General features: G+C 35.1%; 28 protein-coding genes and 1 tRNA gene. All 29 read left to right on the forward strand.

Annotated features, from left to right (window positions below):
- The first annotated feature begins 135 nt into the window (after positions 1-135).
- The 29 genes from ACMAZA_RS04700 (at position 136) to ACMAZA_RS04840 (ending at position 15,269) form a co-directional block, all read left to right on the forward strand.
- Positions 136-567, forward strand: coding sequence for a thermonuclease family protein (locus ACMAZA_RS04700; RefSeq protein WP_435187442.1), 432 nt, complete (start codon positions 136-138; stop codon positions 565-567).
- 1 nt (position 568) lies between these two features.
- Positions 569-1,351: a surface-adhesin E family protein gene (locus tag ACMAZA_RS04705; RefSeq protein ID WP_435187443.1), complete on the forward strand. Its 783-nt coding sequence runs from the start codon at positions 569-571 to the stop codon at positions 1,349-1,351.
- Positions 1,352-1,409: 58 nt separating this feature from the next.
- Entirely contained in the window at positions 1,410-1,697 is a 288-nt protein-coding gene (locus tag ACMAZA_RS04710; protein ID WP_435187445.1) for a hypothetical protein, read from the forward strand.
- A gap of 76 nt (positions 1,698-1,773) precedes the next feature.
- A complete protein-coding gene (locus ACMAZA_RS04715) occupies positions 1,774-1,965 on the forward strand; it encodes a CPXCG motif-containing cysteine-rich protein (RefSeq protein WP_435187446.1) in 192 nt (63 codons plus the stop codon).
- Positions 1,966-2,044: 79 nt separating this feature from the next.
- Complete coding sequence (locus ACMAZA_RS04720) at positions 2,045-2,635, forward strand: hypothetical protein (protein ID WP_435187447.1); 591 nt, start codon at positions 2,045-2,047, stop codon at positions 2,633-2,635.
- 23 nt (positions 2,636-2,658) lie between these two features.
- On the forward strand, positions 2,659-3,063 hold the full coding sequence (locus ACMAZA_RS04725; protein ID WP_435187448.1) for a c-type cytochrome: 405 nt from the start codon (positions 2,659-2,661) through the stop codon (positions 3,061-3,063).
- 8 nt (positions 3,064-3,071) lie between these two features.
- On the forward strand, positions 3,072-3,518 hold the full coding sequence (locus ACMAZA_RS04730; protein WP_435187450.1) for a DUF4396 domain-containing protein: 447 nt from the start codon (positions 3,072-3,074) through the stop codon (positions 3,516-3,518).
- Positions 3,519-3,591: 73 nt separating this feature from the next.
- Positions 3,592-3,668, forward strand: a tRNA-Arg gene (locus ACMAZA_RS04735).
- Between the two features lie 106 nt (positions 3,669-3,774).
- Positions 3,775-4,776, forward strand: a complete 1,002-nt coding sequence (locus tag ACMAZA_RS04740; RefSeq protein ID WP_435187452.1) for a tyrosine-type recombinase/integrase — start codon at positions 3,775-3,777, stop codon at positions 4,774-4,776.
- 48 nt (positions 4,777-4,824) lie between these two features.
- Complete coding sequence (locus ACMAZA_RS04745) at positions 4,825-5,958, forward strand: hypothetical protein (protein WP_435187454.1); 1,134 nt, start codon at positions 4,825-4,827, stop codon at positions 5,956-5,958.
- A 169-nt stretch (positions 5,959-6,127) separates the two neighbouring features.
- Entirely contained in the window at positions 6,128-6,640 is a 513-nt protein-coding gene (locus ACMAZA_RS04750) for a hypothetical protein (protein WP_435187456.1), read from the forward strand.
- Positions 6,640-6,882 (forward strand): hypothetical protein, encoded by a 243-nt coding sequence (locus ACMAZA_RS04755; protein ID WP_435187458.1) that lies wholly within the window; start codon positions 6,640-6,642, stop codon positions 6,880-6,882. The genes ACMAZA_RS04750 and ACMAZA_RS04755 overlap by 1 nt, the downstream gene beginning before the upstream one ends.
- A 72-nt stretch (positions 6,883-6,954) precedes the next feature.
- Entirely contained in the window at positions 6,955-7,380 is a 426-nt protein-coding gene (locus ACMAZA_RS04760; protein ID WP_435187459.1) for a DUF1810 domain-containing protein, read from the forward strand.
- A gap of 326 nt (positions 7,381-7,706) precedes the next feature.
- Entirely contained in the window at positions 7,707-7,901 is a 195-nt protein-coding gene (locus ACMAZA_RS04765) for a hypothetical protein (RefSeq protein ID WP_435187460.1), read from the forward strand.
- 134 nt (positions 7,902-8,035) lie between these two features.
- A complete protein-coding gene (locus tag ACMAZA_RS04770; protein ID WP_435187461.1) occupies positions 8,036-8,305 on the forward strand; it encodes a tetratricopeptide repeat protein in 270 nt (89 codons plus the stop codon).
- Positions 8,305-8,487, forward strand: a complete 183-nt coding sequence (locus tag ACMAZA_RS04775) for a hypothetical protein (RefSeq protein WP_435187463.1) — start codon at positions 8,305-8,307, stop codon at positions 8,485-8,487. Before ACMAZA_RS04770 ends, ACMAZA_RS04775 begins: the two co-directional genes overlap by 1 nt.
- A gap of 15 nt (positions 8,488-8,502) precedes the next feature.
- Positions 8,503-8,688, forward strand: a complete 186-nt coding sequence (locus ACMAZA_RS04780; protein ID WP_435187465.1) for a hypothetical protein — start codon at positions 8,503-8,505, stop codon at positions 8,686-8,688.
- Positions 8,689-8,943: 255 nt separating this feature from the next.
- Complete coding sequence (locus ACMAZA_RS04785) at positions 8,944-9,207, forward strand: hypothetical protein (RefSeq protein WP_435187466.1); 264 nt, start codon at positions 8,944-8,946, stop codon at positions 9,205-9,207.
- Between the two features lie 14 nt (positions 9,208-9,221).
- Positions 9,222-9,446, forward strand: coding sequence for a hypothetical protein (locus ACMAZA_RS04790; RefSeq protein ID WP_435187467.1), 225 nt, complete (start codon positions 9,222-9,224; stop codon positions 9,444-9,446).
- Positions 9,443-9,658: a hypothetical protein gene (locus ACMAZA_RS04795; protein ID WP_435187468.1), complete on the forward strand. Its 216-nt coding sequence runs from the start codon at positions 9,443-9,445 to the stop codon at positions 9,656-9,658. Before ACMAZA_RS04790 ends, ACMAZA_RS04795 begins: the two co-directional genes overlap by 4 nt.
- Position 9,659: 1 nt before the next feature.
- Entirely contained in the window at positions 9,660-9,956 is a 297-nt protein-coding gene (locus tag ACMAZA_RS04800) for a hypothetical protein (protein ID WP_435187470.1), read from the forward strand.
- A 45-nt stretch (positions 9,957-10,001) separates the two neighbouring features.
- A complete protein-coding gene (locus ACMAZA_RS04805; protein ID WP_435187472.1) occupies positions 10,002-10,427 on the forward strand; it encodes a tetratricopeptide repeat protein in 426 nt (141 codons plus the stop codon).
- 1 nt (position 10,428) lies between these two features.
- On the forward strand, positions 10,429-10,824 hold the full coding sequence (locus ACMAZA_RS04810) for a hypothetical protein (protein ID WP_435187474.1): 396 nt from the start codon (positions 10,429-10,431) through the stop codon (positions 10,822-10,824).
- 16 nt (positions 10,825-10,840) lie between these two features.
- Complete coding sequence (locus ACMAZA_RS04815) at positions 10,841-11,287, forward strand: hypothetical protein (RefSeq protein ID WP_435187475.1); 447 nt, start codon at positions 10,841-10,843, stop codon at positions 11,285-11,287.
- Positions 11,288-11,291: 4 nt separating this feature from the next.
- Positions 11,292-11,891, forward strand: coding sequence for a hypothetical protein (locus ACMAZA_RS04820; RefSeq protein WP_435187477.1), 600 nt, complete (start codon positions 11,292-11,294; stop codon positions 11,889-11,891).
- Entirely contained in the window at positions 11,888-12,325 is a 438-nt protein-coding gene (locus ACMAZA_RS04825) for a hypothetical protein (protein ID WP_435187479.1), read from the forward strand. Before ACMAZA_RS04820 ends, ACMAZA_RS04825 begins: the two co-directional genes overlap by 4 nt.
- A 2-nt stretch (positions 12,326-12,327) precedes the next feature.
- Positions 12,328-12,624, forward strand: coding sequence for a hypothetical protein (locus ACMAZA_RS04830; protein WP_435187480.1), 297 nt, complete (start codon positions 12,328-12,330; stop codon positions 12,622-12,624).
- 373 nt (positions 12,625-12,997) lie between these two features.
- Positions 12,998-13,627 carry a hypothetical protein gene (locus ACMAZA_RS04835; RefSeq protein WP_435187482.1) on the forward strand — a complete coding sequence of 210 codons (630 nt, stop codon included), beginning with the start codon at positions 12,998-13,000 and terminating at the stop codon, positions 13,625-13,627.
- A gap of 160 nt (positions 13,628-13,787) precedes the next feature.
- Complete coding sequence (locus ACMAZA_RS04840; RefSeq protein WP_435187483.1) at positions 13,788-15,269, forward strand: hypothetical protein; 1,482 nt, start codon at positions 13,788-13,790, stop codon at positions 15,267-15,269.
- Positions 15,270-15,381: the final 112 nt, after the last annotated feature.

The raw sequence follows: 15,381 nt of genomic DNA on the forward strand, positions 1-15,381 counted from the left end.
TTATTTAATAAAGAGTGAATTGTAATAATATATTATTTCTCAATTATGAAGAAATAATAGAGTTTTTATGAAGAGCATTGTAACTTTTATAGAGTTGGATAAAATCACAAAATTAAAATATTTTTAAATAAATGAATGATTAGAAAAATTTGGATATTGATAGCTTTACTTCTTTTTGGGCAGTCCACTCTGTCTGCTACTCAATACGGATCTGTAATCGTTTCTAGAGTCATAAGTGTCTATGATGGTGATACATTTAGAGTTGATATTGATTCGCTCTCACCCATTGTTGGCAAGAATATAGCCATCAGGCTAGAAGGGGTTGATACGCCTGAAATTAGAGGCAAGTGTCAATATGAGAATGATTTGGCACTTTTAGCAAGGGATTTTGTTAGGGATAAACTGAGGAACGCCAAAGAAATTAAACTGAATGATATCCAAAGAGGTAAGTACTTTCGAGTTGTCGCCAAGGTATTTATTGATGGAGTGAGCCTTGAAAAAGAGCTCCTAGAAAATGAACTAGCATACAGATATAACGGCGGCAAAAAAACAAGTTGGTGCAAATAAAATGAAAAAAATATTACTATTCGTTTCCCTATTGATATCTTTCAATGTCTATGCCGATTGGACCAAGGTCCTTCCAGGTAATAATGCCTCCTTATATATCGACTTTGATACGCTCATTGAAAAGGATGGATATATTTTTTGGTGGTATTTAGATTCTTGGGGAAAGGGGAGTGAAAAAACGTACGCCCAAGGTGACTGCAACTTGAAAGGCTTCAGAGTTGAAAGACGCATTCGATATTCCTTTCCAATGGGTGAGGGAGAGGGTGTAGAAAGAGAAATTAATGGCGCTTGGGAGTACTACCAGCCCAATACTGGTTTCGAGGTTCTGCTGAACTTTATTTGCCAAATGTCAAGGCTTGATTCCGAAGAGAAAAGCCAACGAATTGAGGCATTAACAAAAAGAAATGAAGCTCTTGAAAAAGAGAGTGGACTGAGTGCAATTCAGACAAAAAATGAAGAGATCACTCCTGAGTTAAAAACTCTAAAATTAGAATATATCAATACTGTTCAAGAAAAAATTAAGTCGTTTTGGAGTTATGAAGATGCAGAAGAATCCTGGTTTTGTGATGTTTTAATTAATCAGGCTAACAATGGTGCAGTTGAAGCCGTTAAGATTTTAGGCTGTAGCTCAGGTAACACTTCAAATAAAGTAATGCCCAAAAGTGTGGCTCAACCCTTTGGTAACTCGATTAGAAGAGCTATCTTTAGATCGTCTCCTATTCCTTTGCCACCAGATGAGGCTTTGTTCGAGAATGAGTTAATGATTAGATTTACTTTAGATTGACTTAAGGTATGAATCTTCGGGATGTGCCTTGACATAATGCATAAAATAACATTTATTAATGAATAGATCTTGGACAGAAGAACAAACAAAACTATCTGTTACAAAGCAGAAGAAGGCTCTGTTTATTCTCTTGCCAGTCATTGTTGCTTTATTCCTTTATATAGGCAGCCTGAAAGACAAGTACTTTGTCAGCAATATGCAAGACGCCATAGAAGAGTTTTGCCATGATTCTGATTACATTAAATTTCATTCATCTAGTTTTTGTGACATTAACAGCATACAAATAGAAAATCAGGGTGAAATATATGTTTTCAGCTGCGAGAATGAAGAGACCTGTTTGTCTTAAATATTATGAAAAGAATTTTATTAATCATGAAAAAATTCATTGACAACATTAAAAGCACATTCAGGTCTTTTGAAAGATGACCTATAAATTCATTACATGCTTCTTTTGCTTTGAAGAGTTTGAGGTTTCATTAGAAGTTGATTCATCTTTTGCTGGGAACAATACCGAAATTTATGATTGCGAAATTTGTTGCAACCCGAATAAGTTAGATTACGAAGCTTTTGATGGCGAAATTTCAATCACTCATGTTAGTGATGGAAACGAATGAGTTTTTTTAAAACTTCACCAGATAGAACTCTTATTAAACCATAAAAAAATATGGAATATCTGCATTATTTAGGTCTATTATGAAACTTATGAGACGAATCATTACTTTTCTATTTTGTTCTATTTTTATTACGCATGCCTTTGCACATAAGCCGGTTCTCAATGAAAATTCTACCTATCCTGCAGATGCGCCTTATGAAATTGAGGAGCCTGAAATTTCAAAAGCAATTTACTCAACCCTGACTGGTGATCCTCACTACTATCGAATTCAATCTGAGATAGATTTTGACTTCTATGCGGGAATCCTAGCTGCTAAAGTTGGAGAATGTGCTTTAGAGCAAAAGTTTTCATTTGAAGTCTTGGATTCTGAGTTTCATAGAATAAGTCTTGCTGATGGTGAAAACTTTGAGTGGACTCCTTGGTATGAAGAATATGGAAAGCAGTGGTATTGGAACGGCCCAGAAATTGGTGAAAACTTCCTGTCTAATAGAGTTTATGATGCAGGAACATACTTCATAAGAGTCTTTAATGAGTCCAACACAGGGCAATATATTATGGCTGTTGGAGATATTGAAAAGTTCTCATTTACCGATATTGTTGGACTGTTGTTTTCGATGGGGGATATCGAAGATGAATATTGGGACCCAAACCTTTGCCCCTCTAGCTCATAGTGACTCAATCAAGACTTCTGTCATTGAATAAACTATTACTCTTATCCACATTAATTTTATTGGTAGGGTGTAGTCCTGAAGAAAAAAATAAAAATTCAAACTCTATGACTTCCTTAGGTGAGAGCGTTTATGAAAAAAACTGTATAGGTTGTCACGGTCCTAATGGCCAAGGCCTTGCTGAAGACTGGAAGGTTAAAGATGCAAATGGTAACTATCCTCCACCACCACTTAATGGCACTGCTCATACTTGGCATCATTCGCCTGAGCAGTTGCTTTATACCATTAATAAGGGTGGTACTGAAATGGGTGGACAAATGCCTGCATTTGAAAAGAGGTTGTCGAACGAAGAAAAGCAGGCTTTAATTGACTATATGTATAATCTGTGGCCAAAAGAAATTCAAACAAGATATGATCAGAAATTCAAATAGGAGACAAAATGCAATTCATTCCAGCAATTAATGATGGTTTTTGGCTTTGTAAGCATACCTGGAAACGGAGCAGAGTAAATACATTGTGGTGCCTGCTTGGCTGCTCAATTGGTGATTTTGGAACTATCTTTGCTTTTCAGAATATAGAGCATAGCTGGTCAGTTTGGCAAGTAATGGCACTCGCAATAGTTAACGGCTTGATCACAAGTATTGCATTAGAGACACTAATTCTTAGTAAACAAATGGCAATTAGATTGGCGTTTAAAACAGCTATCGGCATGAGTTTTATTTCAATGATTGCTATGGAACTCGCAATGAATTTGACAGATATTCTGCTTACAGGCGGTGCAGTGCTCACTTGGTGGGTGATTCCTTTTATGCTATTGGCTGGATTTGTTACACCTTTGCCATACAATTACTGGCGCCTAAAGAAGTATGGCATAGCTTGTCATTAATTATGAATAGAGCATTAGAAATCGAGAGAAATTACTTGATAACAATTGAACTGCGGCGAATCAACTAAACATTGCGCTCGTAGCTCAGCTGGATAGAGTGTCGGCCTCCGAAGCCGAATGTCGGGTGTTCGAATCACCTCGAGCGCACCAAATTTTCTACATATACCATAAGGCTTTCAGGGCTTTGCCCTAATCCAAATCAATCCTCCAAACGACGAATTTCGTGCAAATTTCGTGCACTTAATGGAGATTTGATATGGCAAGCATACAAAAAGTAGTGAATAAGAAGGGCGTCTCATATAGAGTTTATATCCGAAGAAAGGGATTACCCAATATTAATAAGACCTTTCCTTATAAGAAGGAAGCAAGAGACTTTATTTTAAAGATAGAGGAAAGTGAGATAAGTCACAGAGCCTTCAGCTCTAAGATGAACTTTAATACTCTTACAGGGATGTATCTAAGTAACGAGTACCTAGGGACTAAGCCGCAGATGCAAAGAAGCAGGCTGAAACACTGGCTTAATCATATGGGCGAGATGCCTATTATTGATATCCATAAAGAAGATATTTCTGCAGGCTTGGATACGCTTCCTAAAAAGCTTAGCAATGCCACCGTTAATAAATACAAGAAGTTGGCATCCGTTGTCTTTAACTATGGAATCAGAGAGCTAGGTCTAACCGAGAACCCGACGCGATATATACGCTCTCTGCCTGAAAAGAAGGGAAGGACAAGATATTTATCAGATAATGAGAGAAAACGCCTATTTAGAGCTTGTAGGACTTCAAAATGGGAGTTGCTCTATCTACTTGTCTTAATGGCAATCACAACAGGAGCGAGGAGGGGAGAGCTACAAAGTTTGAGATGGAATGACATAGATTTTGAGAAACAAGCTGCTTATGTCAACATTTCTAAAAATGGAGAAGCTAAAGTATTGCCTTTAACGCCCGATGTTATTAATCAGCTTCAATTTTTTAATCAATATGATAGTTCTCTAATATTTGGCTCAAAGATTACTCCATCAAAACCTTATGTCTTCTATAAACCTTGGAGGAAGGCAGTGGAAGAAGCAAATCTTGAAGACTTTAGATTCCACGATTTAAGGCACACTACAGCATCCTATTTAGCTCAAAATGGTGCAACTCTTCTTGAGATAGCAGATGTCTTAGGTCATAAACAAATAGAGGTGACAAAGCGTTATGCTCATCTCTGCATTGAGCATAAGTCGAGCCTTATAAATAGAGTGATGGGTAGTATTTAGTATCAGAATAAACTACAATGTTTTTATACGTATAAATTAATATTTTAAATGGAAGAATGGGAAAATTTTAATTCTCCTGATGAGTGGGAAGAATATTTTGTAAGACAAAAAATACGAAGCAAAAGGATTCTTAAACCAATTATCGCAAGCAATGAGGAGTTTCAGGGGGAATGGCAAGATTATGTCACCAAATGGCTTGGTGAGCAAATGCTTTACAATGGTGATATTGAAGATTTTATAAAAACTGAGATTCATAGCGAAAGAACTGGGATTTTAATCCTCTTCCTAAAGATGCTCATTAAAGACTTTAGTCAAAAAGAACTTAAATTTTCAGATTTACAAAAAACCTCTGATGCAGATATTTATTTTGAACTAGCACTTGCATTAGCGGATATTAAATATCTATCTAGAAAATCATTAAATGATGATGATGTAACTAGGGAAGTTATTGAAGAGGCTACTCGGCTCACATCGAATTATTCTAGACCAATTGAAACCCAAATTGCTGGAAAAAAGTATTCTGACTCAAGAATGCTAATTTATCTAGATGATATAGATGCTGCATTGAGTATTTATTTAGAATCTGAAATTAGACATAGTGGAATTGACCTGTTATTCATTACGCTTTATGCCGACCAAGAAATCATCGCTTATATAGACGCAGCAGGAAAATCCAAATACTTTAAAGATGAACATTCTATGAAAAGCTTATTTAACTCAGATTTTTCAACCTCATTAGAAAGGGAGGAGGAATCAAAACTTCGAGCTGAAAAAGTATTTAGTAATAATAGTTTTGGAAGTTACAAATATATTGCATTATGGATTATTTCTACTGTAATTGTATTATTAATAGCTACAAGCTTGGAGGTAAATGGAATCCTACCTGATGCCTATGGAATTGGGTCTTTATTTCCTATGTTTATCTTATATATTGTAGTAAGCTTTGTTCTTGGTTCTAATGCTCAAAAGAAACTGGATAATCCTAAAAAATATTTTCCAACATTAACGATGATTAGAAATATGGAGAATTTTTATTTTGCTATTAGACAAAAAAAACAAATGCTATGGAAAAGGGATGTAAAAAAAGAACTAGCTTTGTTGACAGATGCTGGTGCAGTTATGCCTGAGGGAATAATGAAAATAATTGCAGATATGGACAAAAGAGACAAAAGGTGGTTTTAAAAAACCCTATTCTAAAAAGTTTTCAGGGCTTTAGCACTTGACTTTTAAGCTAAATAATATATGATTTAAGTGTAAGAAATAAAAGATTTGTTCACTCAAAGAACTAGGCGGTTGACCTCTATTGTACGCCTTGGGATTTTCCCTTAAGTACTCAAAAAAGGAGACAGCAATGTCATACCAAAACCAATATAATAAAGACCACTTAGATATCATCATAGGTCCACCTGGACAGGAAAGACTCATCGACTCCCTTTATCGTTGTGCTGAAAAGCATAATATGACTATTGATGAAGCCTGGTCAAAGCACGTAGAAAATAGAGCTGATAATCTTATGAAGCCTTTTTTAAGCTTTGATAGTTTTAGCGATATCTTTACCGCTTTTCTAGGAGAGGAGATTTATGTTCAGGATTACTTTTTAAGTCACTACTATGCTTTTTCTGCCAATGGGATGCTAATGGCTAGAATCAAAAATCCTGAGGATAGACAAAAATATACAGCACCAGCTCTTAATTTTCAGGCTAAGAACTTGCTTGATGTTAATGGCAATCCAATCAATATAAGAAGATTTGATTCCGACAGGAGGAAACAATTCCAAGAATTATTTATGCTTATATTTAATGCGAGTTGGGCGTATGTGACTATTTCATATGATTATATGTCCATAAAAAAGGGGGCTAAATAATGCAAATTGATAAAAATACTCAAGCAGCTTTTTATTTTTATTCAGAGATGGTTAAAGATAGTCGTGGTTCACGTCCACGTGGTGCAGATGCTGAGTGGTTTGTTTCTTTAACTGAATCTGAAAGACAGGCTGAGATTCAGAGACACATCGATAGCGTTAATGAGATGACTGAGTTTCTAGAAGCCGAATACAATGCTGATATTAAATACTTAAAGTCGTTTGGCGATTTTTTGAAAGAATAAACTCTGCATAATGATTATGTGAATTGATACAAATAGGTATATTAAATTGTATTTACTTATTAATTGAATTTAATGGATAAATATAACTTAAGTCGCTTCATAGAGGCTCAAGAGACAACCTATGAGGGTGCTATGTTGGAGCTTGCTCGGGGCAGAAAAGAGAGTCATTGGGTCTGGTATGTCTTTCCTCAAATCGAGGGACTTGGTAAATCAGATACAGCCAAATTTTACTCGATTAAAACTTTAGAGGAGGGCAGGGCTTATCTTGAGCATCCTGTGCTAGGTCCAAGACTCTTTGAGGCTTGCGAAATACTGCTTAGCCTTAAAGATGCTTCAATGAATAAAGTTATGGGATTTCCAGATGATTTGAAGCTTCTATCCTCAATGACCTTGTTTGAGTATATATTGGATGAAAGTTCTATCTTTACTAATATTATTGAGGCATATTTTGATGATGAGCGAGATGAGAATACATTAGAGATTATTGATGTTTCGTGATGGAAGTGAAGTTAAAACCAAGTGCTTACTAGGTGCAGACTTAAGAAGTACAAAAAAATATATAATCAGACTTGAGGCAATTGTATTAATAATAGCCACCTGGGCAAAGTAGCAAACTCCGCTGCACAATTAGCATTTATTTTATTATGGGTTAATCTACACCATAAATTCATCAACAAAACATAAATCAATTCGTCTTACTTCATAGAATAGTAGTGTTGTTCTCCTAAAACACTAAAGTGAGATTAGATTGAATAGCGGACATTCTCACATCAAAGGTGCCTCTCCTAATTTCCTTTGAGTGTTCGCTATAAATTTGGTAACTAATGAAACGACTACTACTACTTTTCTGTCTAACTTCTTTAAGCGTATCAGCCAGTCAAGAACAAATGATGTCAACTATCAATAATATAGCTGAAATGACTCAAGAAGAGTATTTGAAAGAAATACTTCAAGCCACGGTATGCAGATGGGAATTAACTGAGGAGGAAAGATTATTTATCGAAAGCTCTTACTTCTAGTTATTTTTTGCTCTCAATCAGTCTTTGCTGACTTAGACCAAGCTATTGCCTATGCTGAAGCAGGTGATGTTAGAAATGGACAAATAGAACTTTATAACATTAGCCAAAGAGCACTGGAAGGACAACCCAAGTCGATGTGTGAGTTTGGCACAATGTATAAGAAAGAAGGCTACTGGATTGTTCAGAGTGACAAAGATGCTTCTGACTGGTGGCTTAAATCAGCAGAAATGGGGTATGCCCCTTGCCAGTTTAATATTGGTGCTGCTTATCTTATTGGTTCAGGCATTGAAAAAGACTTATCAAAAGCAAAATACTGGCTTCAACGAGCAATAGATAGCACCTATGAGGAGTTTAGTGAGTCAGCCAAAGTTCTTTATGCAATCCACGAACTCGATAAATACTAATGCTAATTCCTATCTTAATTTTTAAGCTATATTTAACTGTTGTTAATTCAATTATTTATGGATTTAGTACTGTTTTGGGCTTATTACTGTTTTCTATTGCTGTAAGCAATGCAGATGTGAATCAACATCAAATCTATTGTGAAAAATCAGCTATAGAAGAAGAGGTTTGTGAATCAAGATAACTCATCATTAGAATAATGCATATTCCTGTATTAATCTTACAGTGGTTGGTTTCTATAGCTGATGCAATTATTTATGCAGTTGTTAGCTTCATTGGCATAATCATAGTGGTTATCGCTTTTGCTATGGCAGATGGAGATGATTACTGGGCAGAAGGAGGAATGCCACTTCCTGGTGAATCTAAAATTGAATCAACAGACTAACAAATGAATTTAGATAACCTTTCAGGAGTGCTCTTTATATATTTAGTTTTAGGCTTACCAATTATGACAATAATTGGTGTCATTTTAATCCCTCGTTTTTATTCAAATGAAAAGTACAAGAATATGTTCAGAGCATTAAGATTGTTTTTTATTATTGTGCTGATTCCTCTTAGCTTTTATATATCTGGAAGTTTGTTAAGTTTGTTGTACGATTAGATGATATGAAAAAACTACTACTATCAAAACTTTATAAAGATGGATAGCATTAGACTTTTTAAAATAATTAAGGTTGGACTTATTTTAGTTTTTCTATTTATTATTACTTCTTCTTTTTGGGACTGGTTGGCTGAAGATTCAAAAGAAATAAAAGAACTTATAAAGCAGGGTTATCTTCCTTCTGACTATCAGCACGAAGATATATTTAAATTATGTAACCCTGAGACGGATGAAGAAAAGGTAGCTCTTGAAAAAGCTCCTGATTATTTTTGGACTTGTATGATAAGAGGTGGCTGGACCTGATATGAATAACCAAAATGATTAACTTTCTCAATTCAGTTCCGCTTTATCCAGGATGGCTATTTATCTTCTTTTCAGGGTTATTTTTCATAAAACTCACAAAGCATCGTAAGCTAGGAAAAGTTATCCTAATTATATTTTCTATCCCTATTTTGTTTATTGTTGCCTCAACGATTTTTGGGATATGGCTAATGGAGACTAATCCAGGAGTTTTTCCAGGTGGGGAGGCATATACACCTTGATTACAATCATAACGACAGCTTTTGTCTGGTTAGTATCTATAGCAGAAGCAATAATTCTTTCTGTTATGAGTTTCTTTGCAGTCATACTTATGCTCTGGACTTTTACTATGGCTGGAATCTCTGCAGATGAGAATGGACAGCAACTCTATTGTGAAACTTCTAAAACTGGAGTTGAGAACTGCTTTATGAGGGAATGGAGCATAGTAGATTAATATGAACAATGCCTGGACAGAAGAACAAACAAAGGAATCTGTAAGGAGGCAAAAGAAAGCCCTATTAATCGCAATTCCAAGCATTCCTATAATATTGTTTGCTTTAATGGCAGCATTTGGCTACATTCTCCACCATTGGTTTATGGAACCCCCAGAATATCATTTACAAATAGAGCAATTAATTGAAAGAGGATATCTAAGTGAAGATTTCACTACTATTGAATATTTAAACTTCTGTGAAAATATAGAGCAGAGCTTATATGACACTTATGATTATGTCTGCCGATGGATTGATTAAAGAAACAAAGTTTGACTTTAGTTCATTCTGAAATATAATCGATGTATGAAAAAACTACTATTAATCTTGTTACTATCTCTTGGCTTAATTAATTCATCAAATGCTGATTCCTACAAGCCCGGCATTAAAGAATATATGGAGTTTAAATTCACAGAAGCAATTGAAATACTAAGTCCTCTTGCTGCTGAAGGTGATGATGAAGCTCAGCTATACTTGGGAGTGATATATAGAAATGGTGATGGGGTTGAGGTAGACAACTTTAAGGCATTTAAGTTCTTCAAACAATCAGCTGAACAAGGTAATGCCTGGTCCCAAAAACATTTAGCTTGGATGTATATTGATGGAAAAGGGGTTCTTAAAGACTATAAGCAAGCTAAATATTGGTTTCAAATGGCATACGCTAATGATGACCCCTGGATAAGGGAAGATGCAAAAGCTGCTTGGGATGAGTTAGAACTTTGGAAGTATTGATTTGAAGAAAATACTCCTACTAATATTATTATTTTCTTTTTCATCGCACAGTTTAGCAAAGGTGGGTGACAACTACTTTTGTCTGATGAAACAATTTATGGATATTACTCCAGACAAAATATATGAAAAGCCATTAGAAGAATTTACTTTTCGAATGGAAGCAGACAAGATTGTATTTACTGTAGAAAAGGGTTATTTTGCTGGATTTGGTGAATATTTTGAATTGGAGATGTCTGATTATAGGGAATTTGGTTCTGACGAATATCCTAGAGAATCTTTCTTTCTCAACAGAGATGATTGGAGAGTGATTAGTGTCTATGATGAAGGTCACTTTAACTATACCTATGTTGAAGGACCTCTTACAAAAACAATGATAGCAAGATGCGGCAAGTATTAGACAAATTGAATTCAAAATGAAAAAACTACTCCTATTGCTCTTCTCTTTAATGCTTTCCTTTAATTCTTTTGGTGAGGAGGATTTATCTGAGTATAAACTTCTTGGTCAAAAAACTGTCGTTGCTTTCAAGTGTGCCAATATCGTTACTCATCACGATTACTCTGAAGAAGTTGCTGTTGAGTGGAATCGTTTATTCAACATTGGAATGAACAGTGGAACAAAGTTGTTAGAGGCAATGAGAAGTGGAATTATTACTCGTGATTTTATGAATAAGCATATTCCATATAGGTTGGTGTTAAGAATATCTGATAGTGGAGGCTTATTTAGTAACGACTTCATTCTTGGCGGACTTAATGAAGAGATGTTGTTGGAAGTTTATGAAAAAGTTGGCGATGCTTCAATAAGAGATACAACATCTAGAAGTATGTATTTAAAGAATAACTGTGCTTTAGTAGGAAATTAATTTTATGAAGAAACTTCTCCTCTCTCTATTTGCCAGTTTAGTTCTTATTTCTAACTATAGTAATGCTGAGATAACATCTTTTGATGAACGCTTTACTCTGCTATGTGAAATTGAAGATTCAACTGGGTTTAATTGGTCTAATGGTAATTGGTATCAAGCCAATTTTAAAGCAGGGCAAAAATATATTATAAAAAAACAGGATGATGAAAAAAGCGAAGATGCTGATGATTATGACTATGCCAAAGTAAAGAATATGTTCTGTTCTTATGGTCAGGAGGCAGAGTCCGATAATGCCAGTTACATTACTAGAGATGGTTGTTATATGATTAAAGAATTTGGTGAAGAATCAACCGCATTTAACTCCAAATTATGCCGTGAAAGGTGGAGTAAAGATAGTCAAGGCTCTTTGAAATTAGATAAGGTAGATTGCTCCGTGTGGGGTAACCCTGAAGTGAGGTTTAAACCAAATGGATTGATTCACGTCCACAATCTTGGTAGTTTAGAATCAAGTCCTAAAGGTGTTATAGATAATGGTGTCACCATAATTCCTCCTGACTACAAAGACTCTATGTATATAGCCTTTGGAAGATGTTCAACTATATGAAAAAACTACTCCTAATCTTATTTATCTCTCTTGGCATAGTTGGTTGTTCTGAAACTTCACCCCAACAAGTAAAGTTTGATGATGAGTCTTACCAATGGAAGAAGTGGGATTGCTTCGCTTATGGTTATGCTGGAGAGTTCATCTTGTCTATTGGTTATATCCCTGAACTTGAACAAGATGGCTATTATGCTGGTAAGTTATTCTTGAAAGATGCTGAATCTCCAATCGATACAATCTACCAAATGAGAGGTGTTCAACACGAATGGAATTGGGAAGACTATAAAATTAAAATTGACTCTGATGGTACTGGAAGATATTGGGATTTCTCAGATGACGACGAAGGTGAAATGGTAAATTCTTCTGAAGTTTATGAGTGTACATCTTCGGGTTTTGTGAGTTTTAGTAAGTCCTTTGATAACTTCTTTTCCTACTAATTATGCGTAAGTATCTAATTACTTTTCTTTTAAGTCAAGACGATAAGTTTTACCACGAGGATACAGTTGGTATTGAGATGGAAGCTAATGACCTGAAAGAACTATTTAATCTTATTGGTGATGTTGAAACTGACGAAATAACTTCATCTAGAATAGTACGAGCAGTAGAAGGAAGTGGATTGGTATTTGACTCATATGCACCTATAGTGATTGGTGAGTTTAATGAAGATGGGATTCCAATAATTGTTTGGGAAGATAAGGATTACAGATTCAATCACGAATCTAGTAATTTACATTAATAAATGCTAAGAATAATAATTTTAGGTCTTTGGATTTTCTGTCTAATTAATGGGATTCAGAGGCTGCGTTCTAATCGTCAAAAGTCAGGAATAGTCCTTGTATCAATCTTCTTACTTTTTGCTTTAGTTTTGTTTATATCCTTTGCAGCTTTTGACCCAAGGTTTATCAACTATGAGAACTAAATGCTTTTAATAATCTTCTTAGTCCTTTGGGCATTCACTCTTTTTTATGGCATCAGCCTAATAAGAACTGATAGACGTAAATTAGGTATTTCATATTTAATTATTTTCTCTATTCCTATAATTCTTTTTCTAATTGCTGATTGGTTTATTGATTTCTCTTATCTTGATTGTATGTTTAGAGGTACCTCGAATGCTGCAGAAAGGATGGAGTACTGTAGGTCACTTTAATACTATGACAATAAGTGAAGAACAGATAGTTATATTGGCTCAAGAATACCTCTCTAAACTGCAAAGAGCTAATGAAGTAGAATTTGCCACTAGAAAGCCGGGGGTTGGCCAAGACTACTATGATTTTATGGATGGTCTAGAATCTCAGTGCTCTCATCTAGCAGATGACTTTAGAATTGGTTATCAAAACAAAGAAGTTGAGGCAGACATAGAGAAAGCACTTAAATCCGCCAATATTAAAGTTGATAGAAACTCTAATGAATACAAACTTCTTGTAAGTAAGTTCTTATTTGCAGCTACAGAGGCTTGCTATGAAAGATTGAGTATGTATAAAGGTGATTTTGACTATAAATTAGAAACAACCAAACTAGCTGCTGAAGAACCACTTATTAAGAAGCAAGCTAAAACACTAGCAATTCAAGAAGAGATTAACAAGATTGCAAAAGAAATAATGGATACATATCCAACAACACCAAAGTATAACCTTGCCGAGGAAATTGCCGACTTACTTGAAAAAGATAAGATGCATCTAAATCCACCAAAATTTGAAACTATTCGTAAGAATTATCTTTCTAAATACCCAAACTTTTAACAAGAGTCCCAAAGCTCCCAAAATGTCCCACTAAATGCTTTATTAGTGGTGTCTGTAGAGTGTTCTGTGTCCCAATCCAATTACTGCAAAACATCACTTTACTGAGATAATTTCCTTACTGATTGCATAACGCATCAGACAATTTAGGGAGAGTTAAAGTATGACCATAGAAAACAAAAAAAGCACAATAAAGACAGCAGACTCTATGCTAATTGAGTACGCAAAAAAAGAGTGTTGGTTGTTTTGTGATAATCAAAATGAGCCTTATGCAAAAATTCTAGTTGATAGACATATCGAAACTTGGGGGATACACTCCCAGGGTTTTGGAGACTTGCTGCGAAGTTGGTATTTTAAAAAGACTAAAAGAGGAGTTAATCAAAGCCAATTAGACAGTGCAATAATGACCATTTCAGCAATTGCTAATTATGATGGCCATCGGGAAGATGTTTATCTTCGTGTTGCTCAAATAGAAGAAAAAATATACATAGATATCTGTGATAAAAACTGGAGTGTTATCGAGGTGACAAATAGAGGATGGTCTGTCATTGATATTGCTCCTGTAGCTTTTACTAGAACCAATAATATGAAGCCACTTCCTTATCCAAAAGGCGGAAATGGCGTGAAGTATTTACTAAGGCACATAAATATACAAGAAGAAGAATTGCCTTTACTGACTGGATGGCTTTTAATGGCTTTACAGGCTGGAGAGGGGGCTTATCCTTCTTTATTGATAAATGGGCCAGCTGGCTCTGGAAAATCAACAGCTTGCCGAATGATTAGGTCTTTAATAGACCCAAATAAAGCAGATTTATTGACTCAACCAAGTATCAGTGATTTAAGAATTGTTGGAATGAATAACCACATACTTGCTTTTGATAACATTAGTAAAGTTAGTCCAACTTTTAGTGATGCTATTTGTAAAATTTCAACGGGTGATAATCAATCTATTAGAAGGCTATATACAACCAATGGAGAGATGACAGTTTCAATTAAGAAGCCAACTATTTTGAATGGCATTCCCGAGCTTGCAAAACGAAGTGATTTGGCAAGTAGAAGTCTAAAGCTGACACTACAAAAAGTTAAGCACAGAAAAACAGAAAAAGAGGCTTGGGCTGATTTTAATGAAGATGCACCAAGTATTTTAAAGGGCTTACTTACTGGGCTTAGTAGGGCTTTAGCAAACCTAGAGCATACTGAAATAAATGATATGACTCGAATGGCCGATTTCTGTATGTGGGCTACAGCTGCACATACTGCTTATGGTTGGGATAAAACCACCTTTATTAACGCCTATGCAAAGAATGTAAAAGAATCTCACATTGACTCGTTGGAATCCTCCCCTTTTGCTTCTTCTATAGTTAAGATGTGTGAAGATGGCAGCTTCTTTCACGGAAGGCCATTAGAGCTTTTAGAGGAAATTGAATCCCAATATTCTTCTACAAAAATTACCCACTCAGTGACTTGGGTTAAGACTGCTAAAGGTGTTATTGAACAACTCGATAGAAATGAGGAGTCGCTTGAATCTATTGGTATTTATTATCAAAAGTATAAAGATAGAACAAATAAGACATTTGTTAAAGTAGGTGACTTAGAGTTTATAAACTCATCTAGTGAGCCAACAACCCCTATTTACGATTTTTAATAAATAAAAATTATGCAAGTTGTGTACTTATGTGCATAGCTTGCATAGCCAAAATAGCTTAAATATTTAAAATAAATAAATACTAATGCACCAAAAACGCACCCTGAAGCAC

Source organism: Pseudothioglobus sp. nBUS_23, from assembly GCF_051201565.1.
In the GTDB taxonomy this organism is placed as follows: domain Bacteria; phylum Pseudomonadota; class Gammaproteobacteria; order PS1; family Pseudothioglobaceae; genus Pseudothioglobus.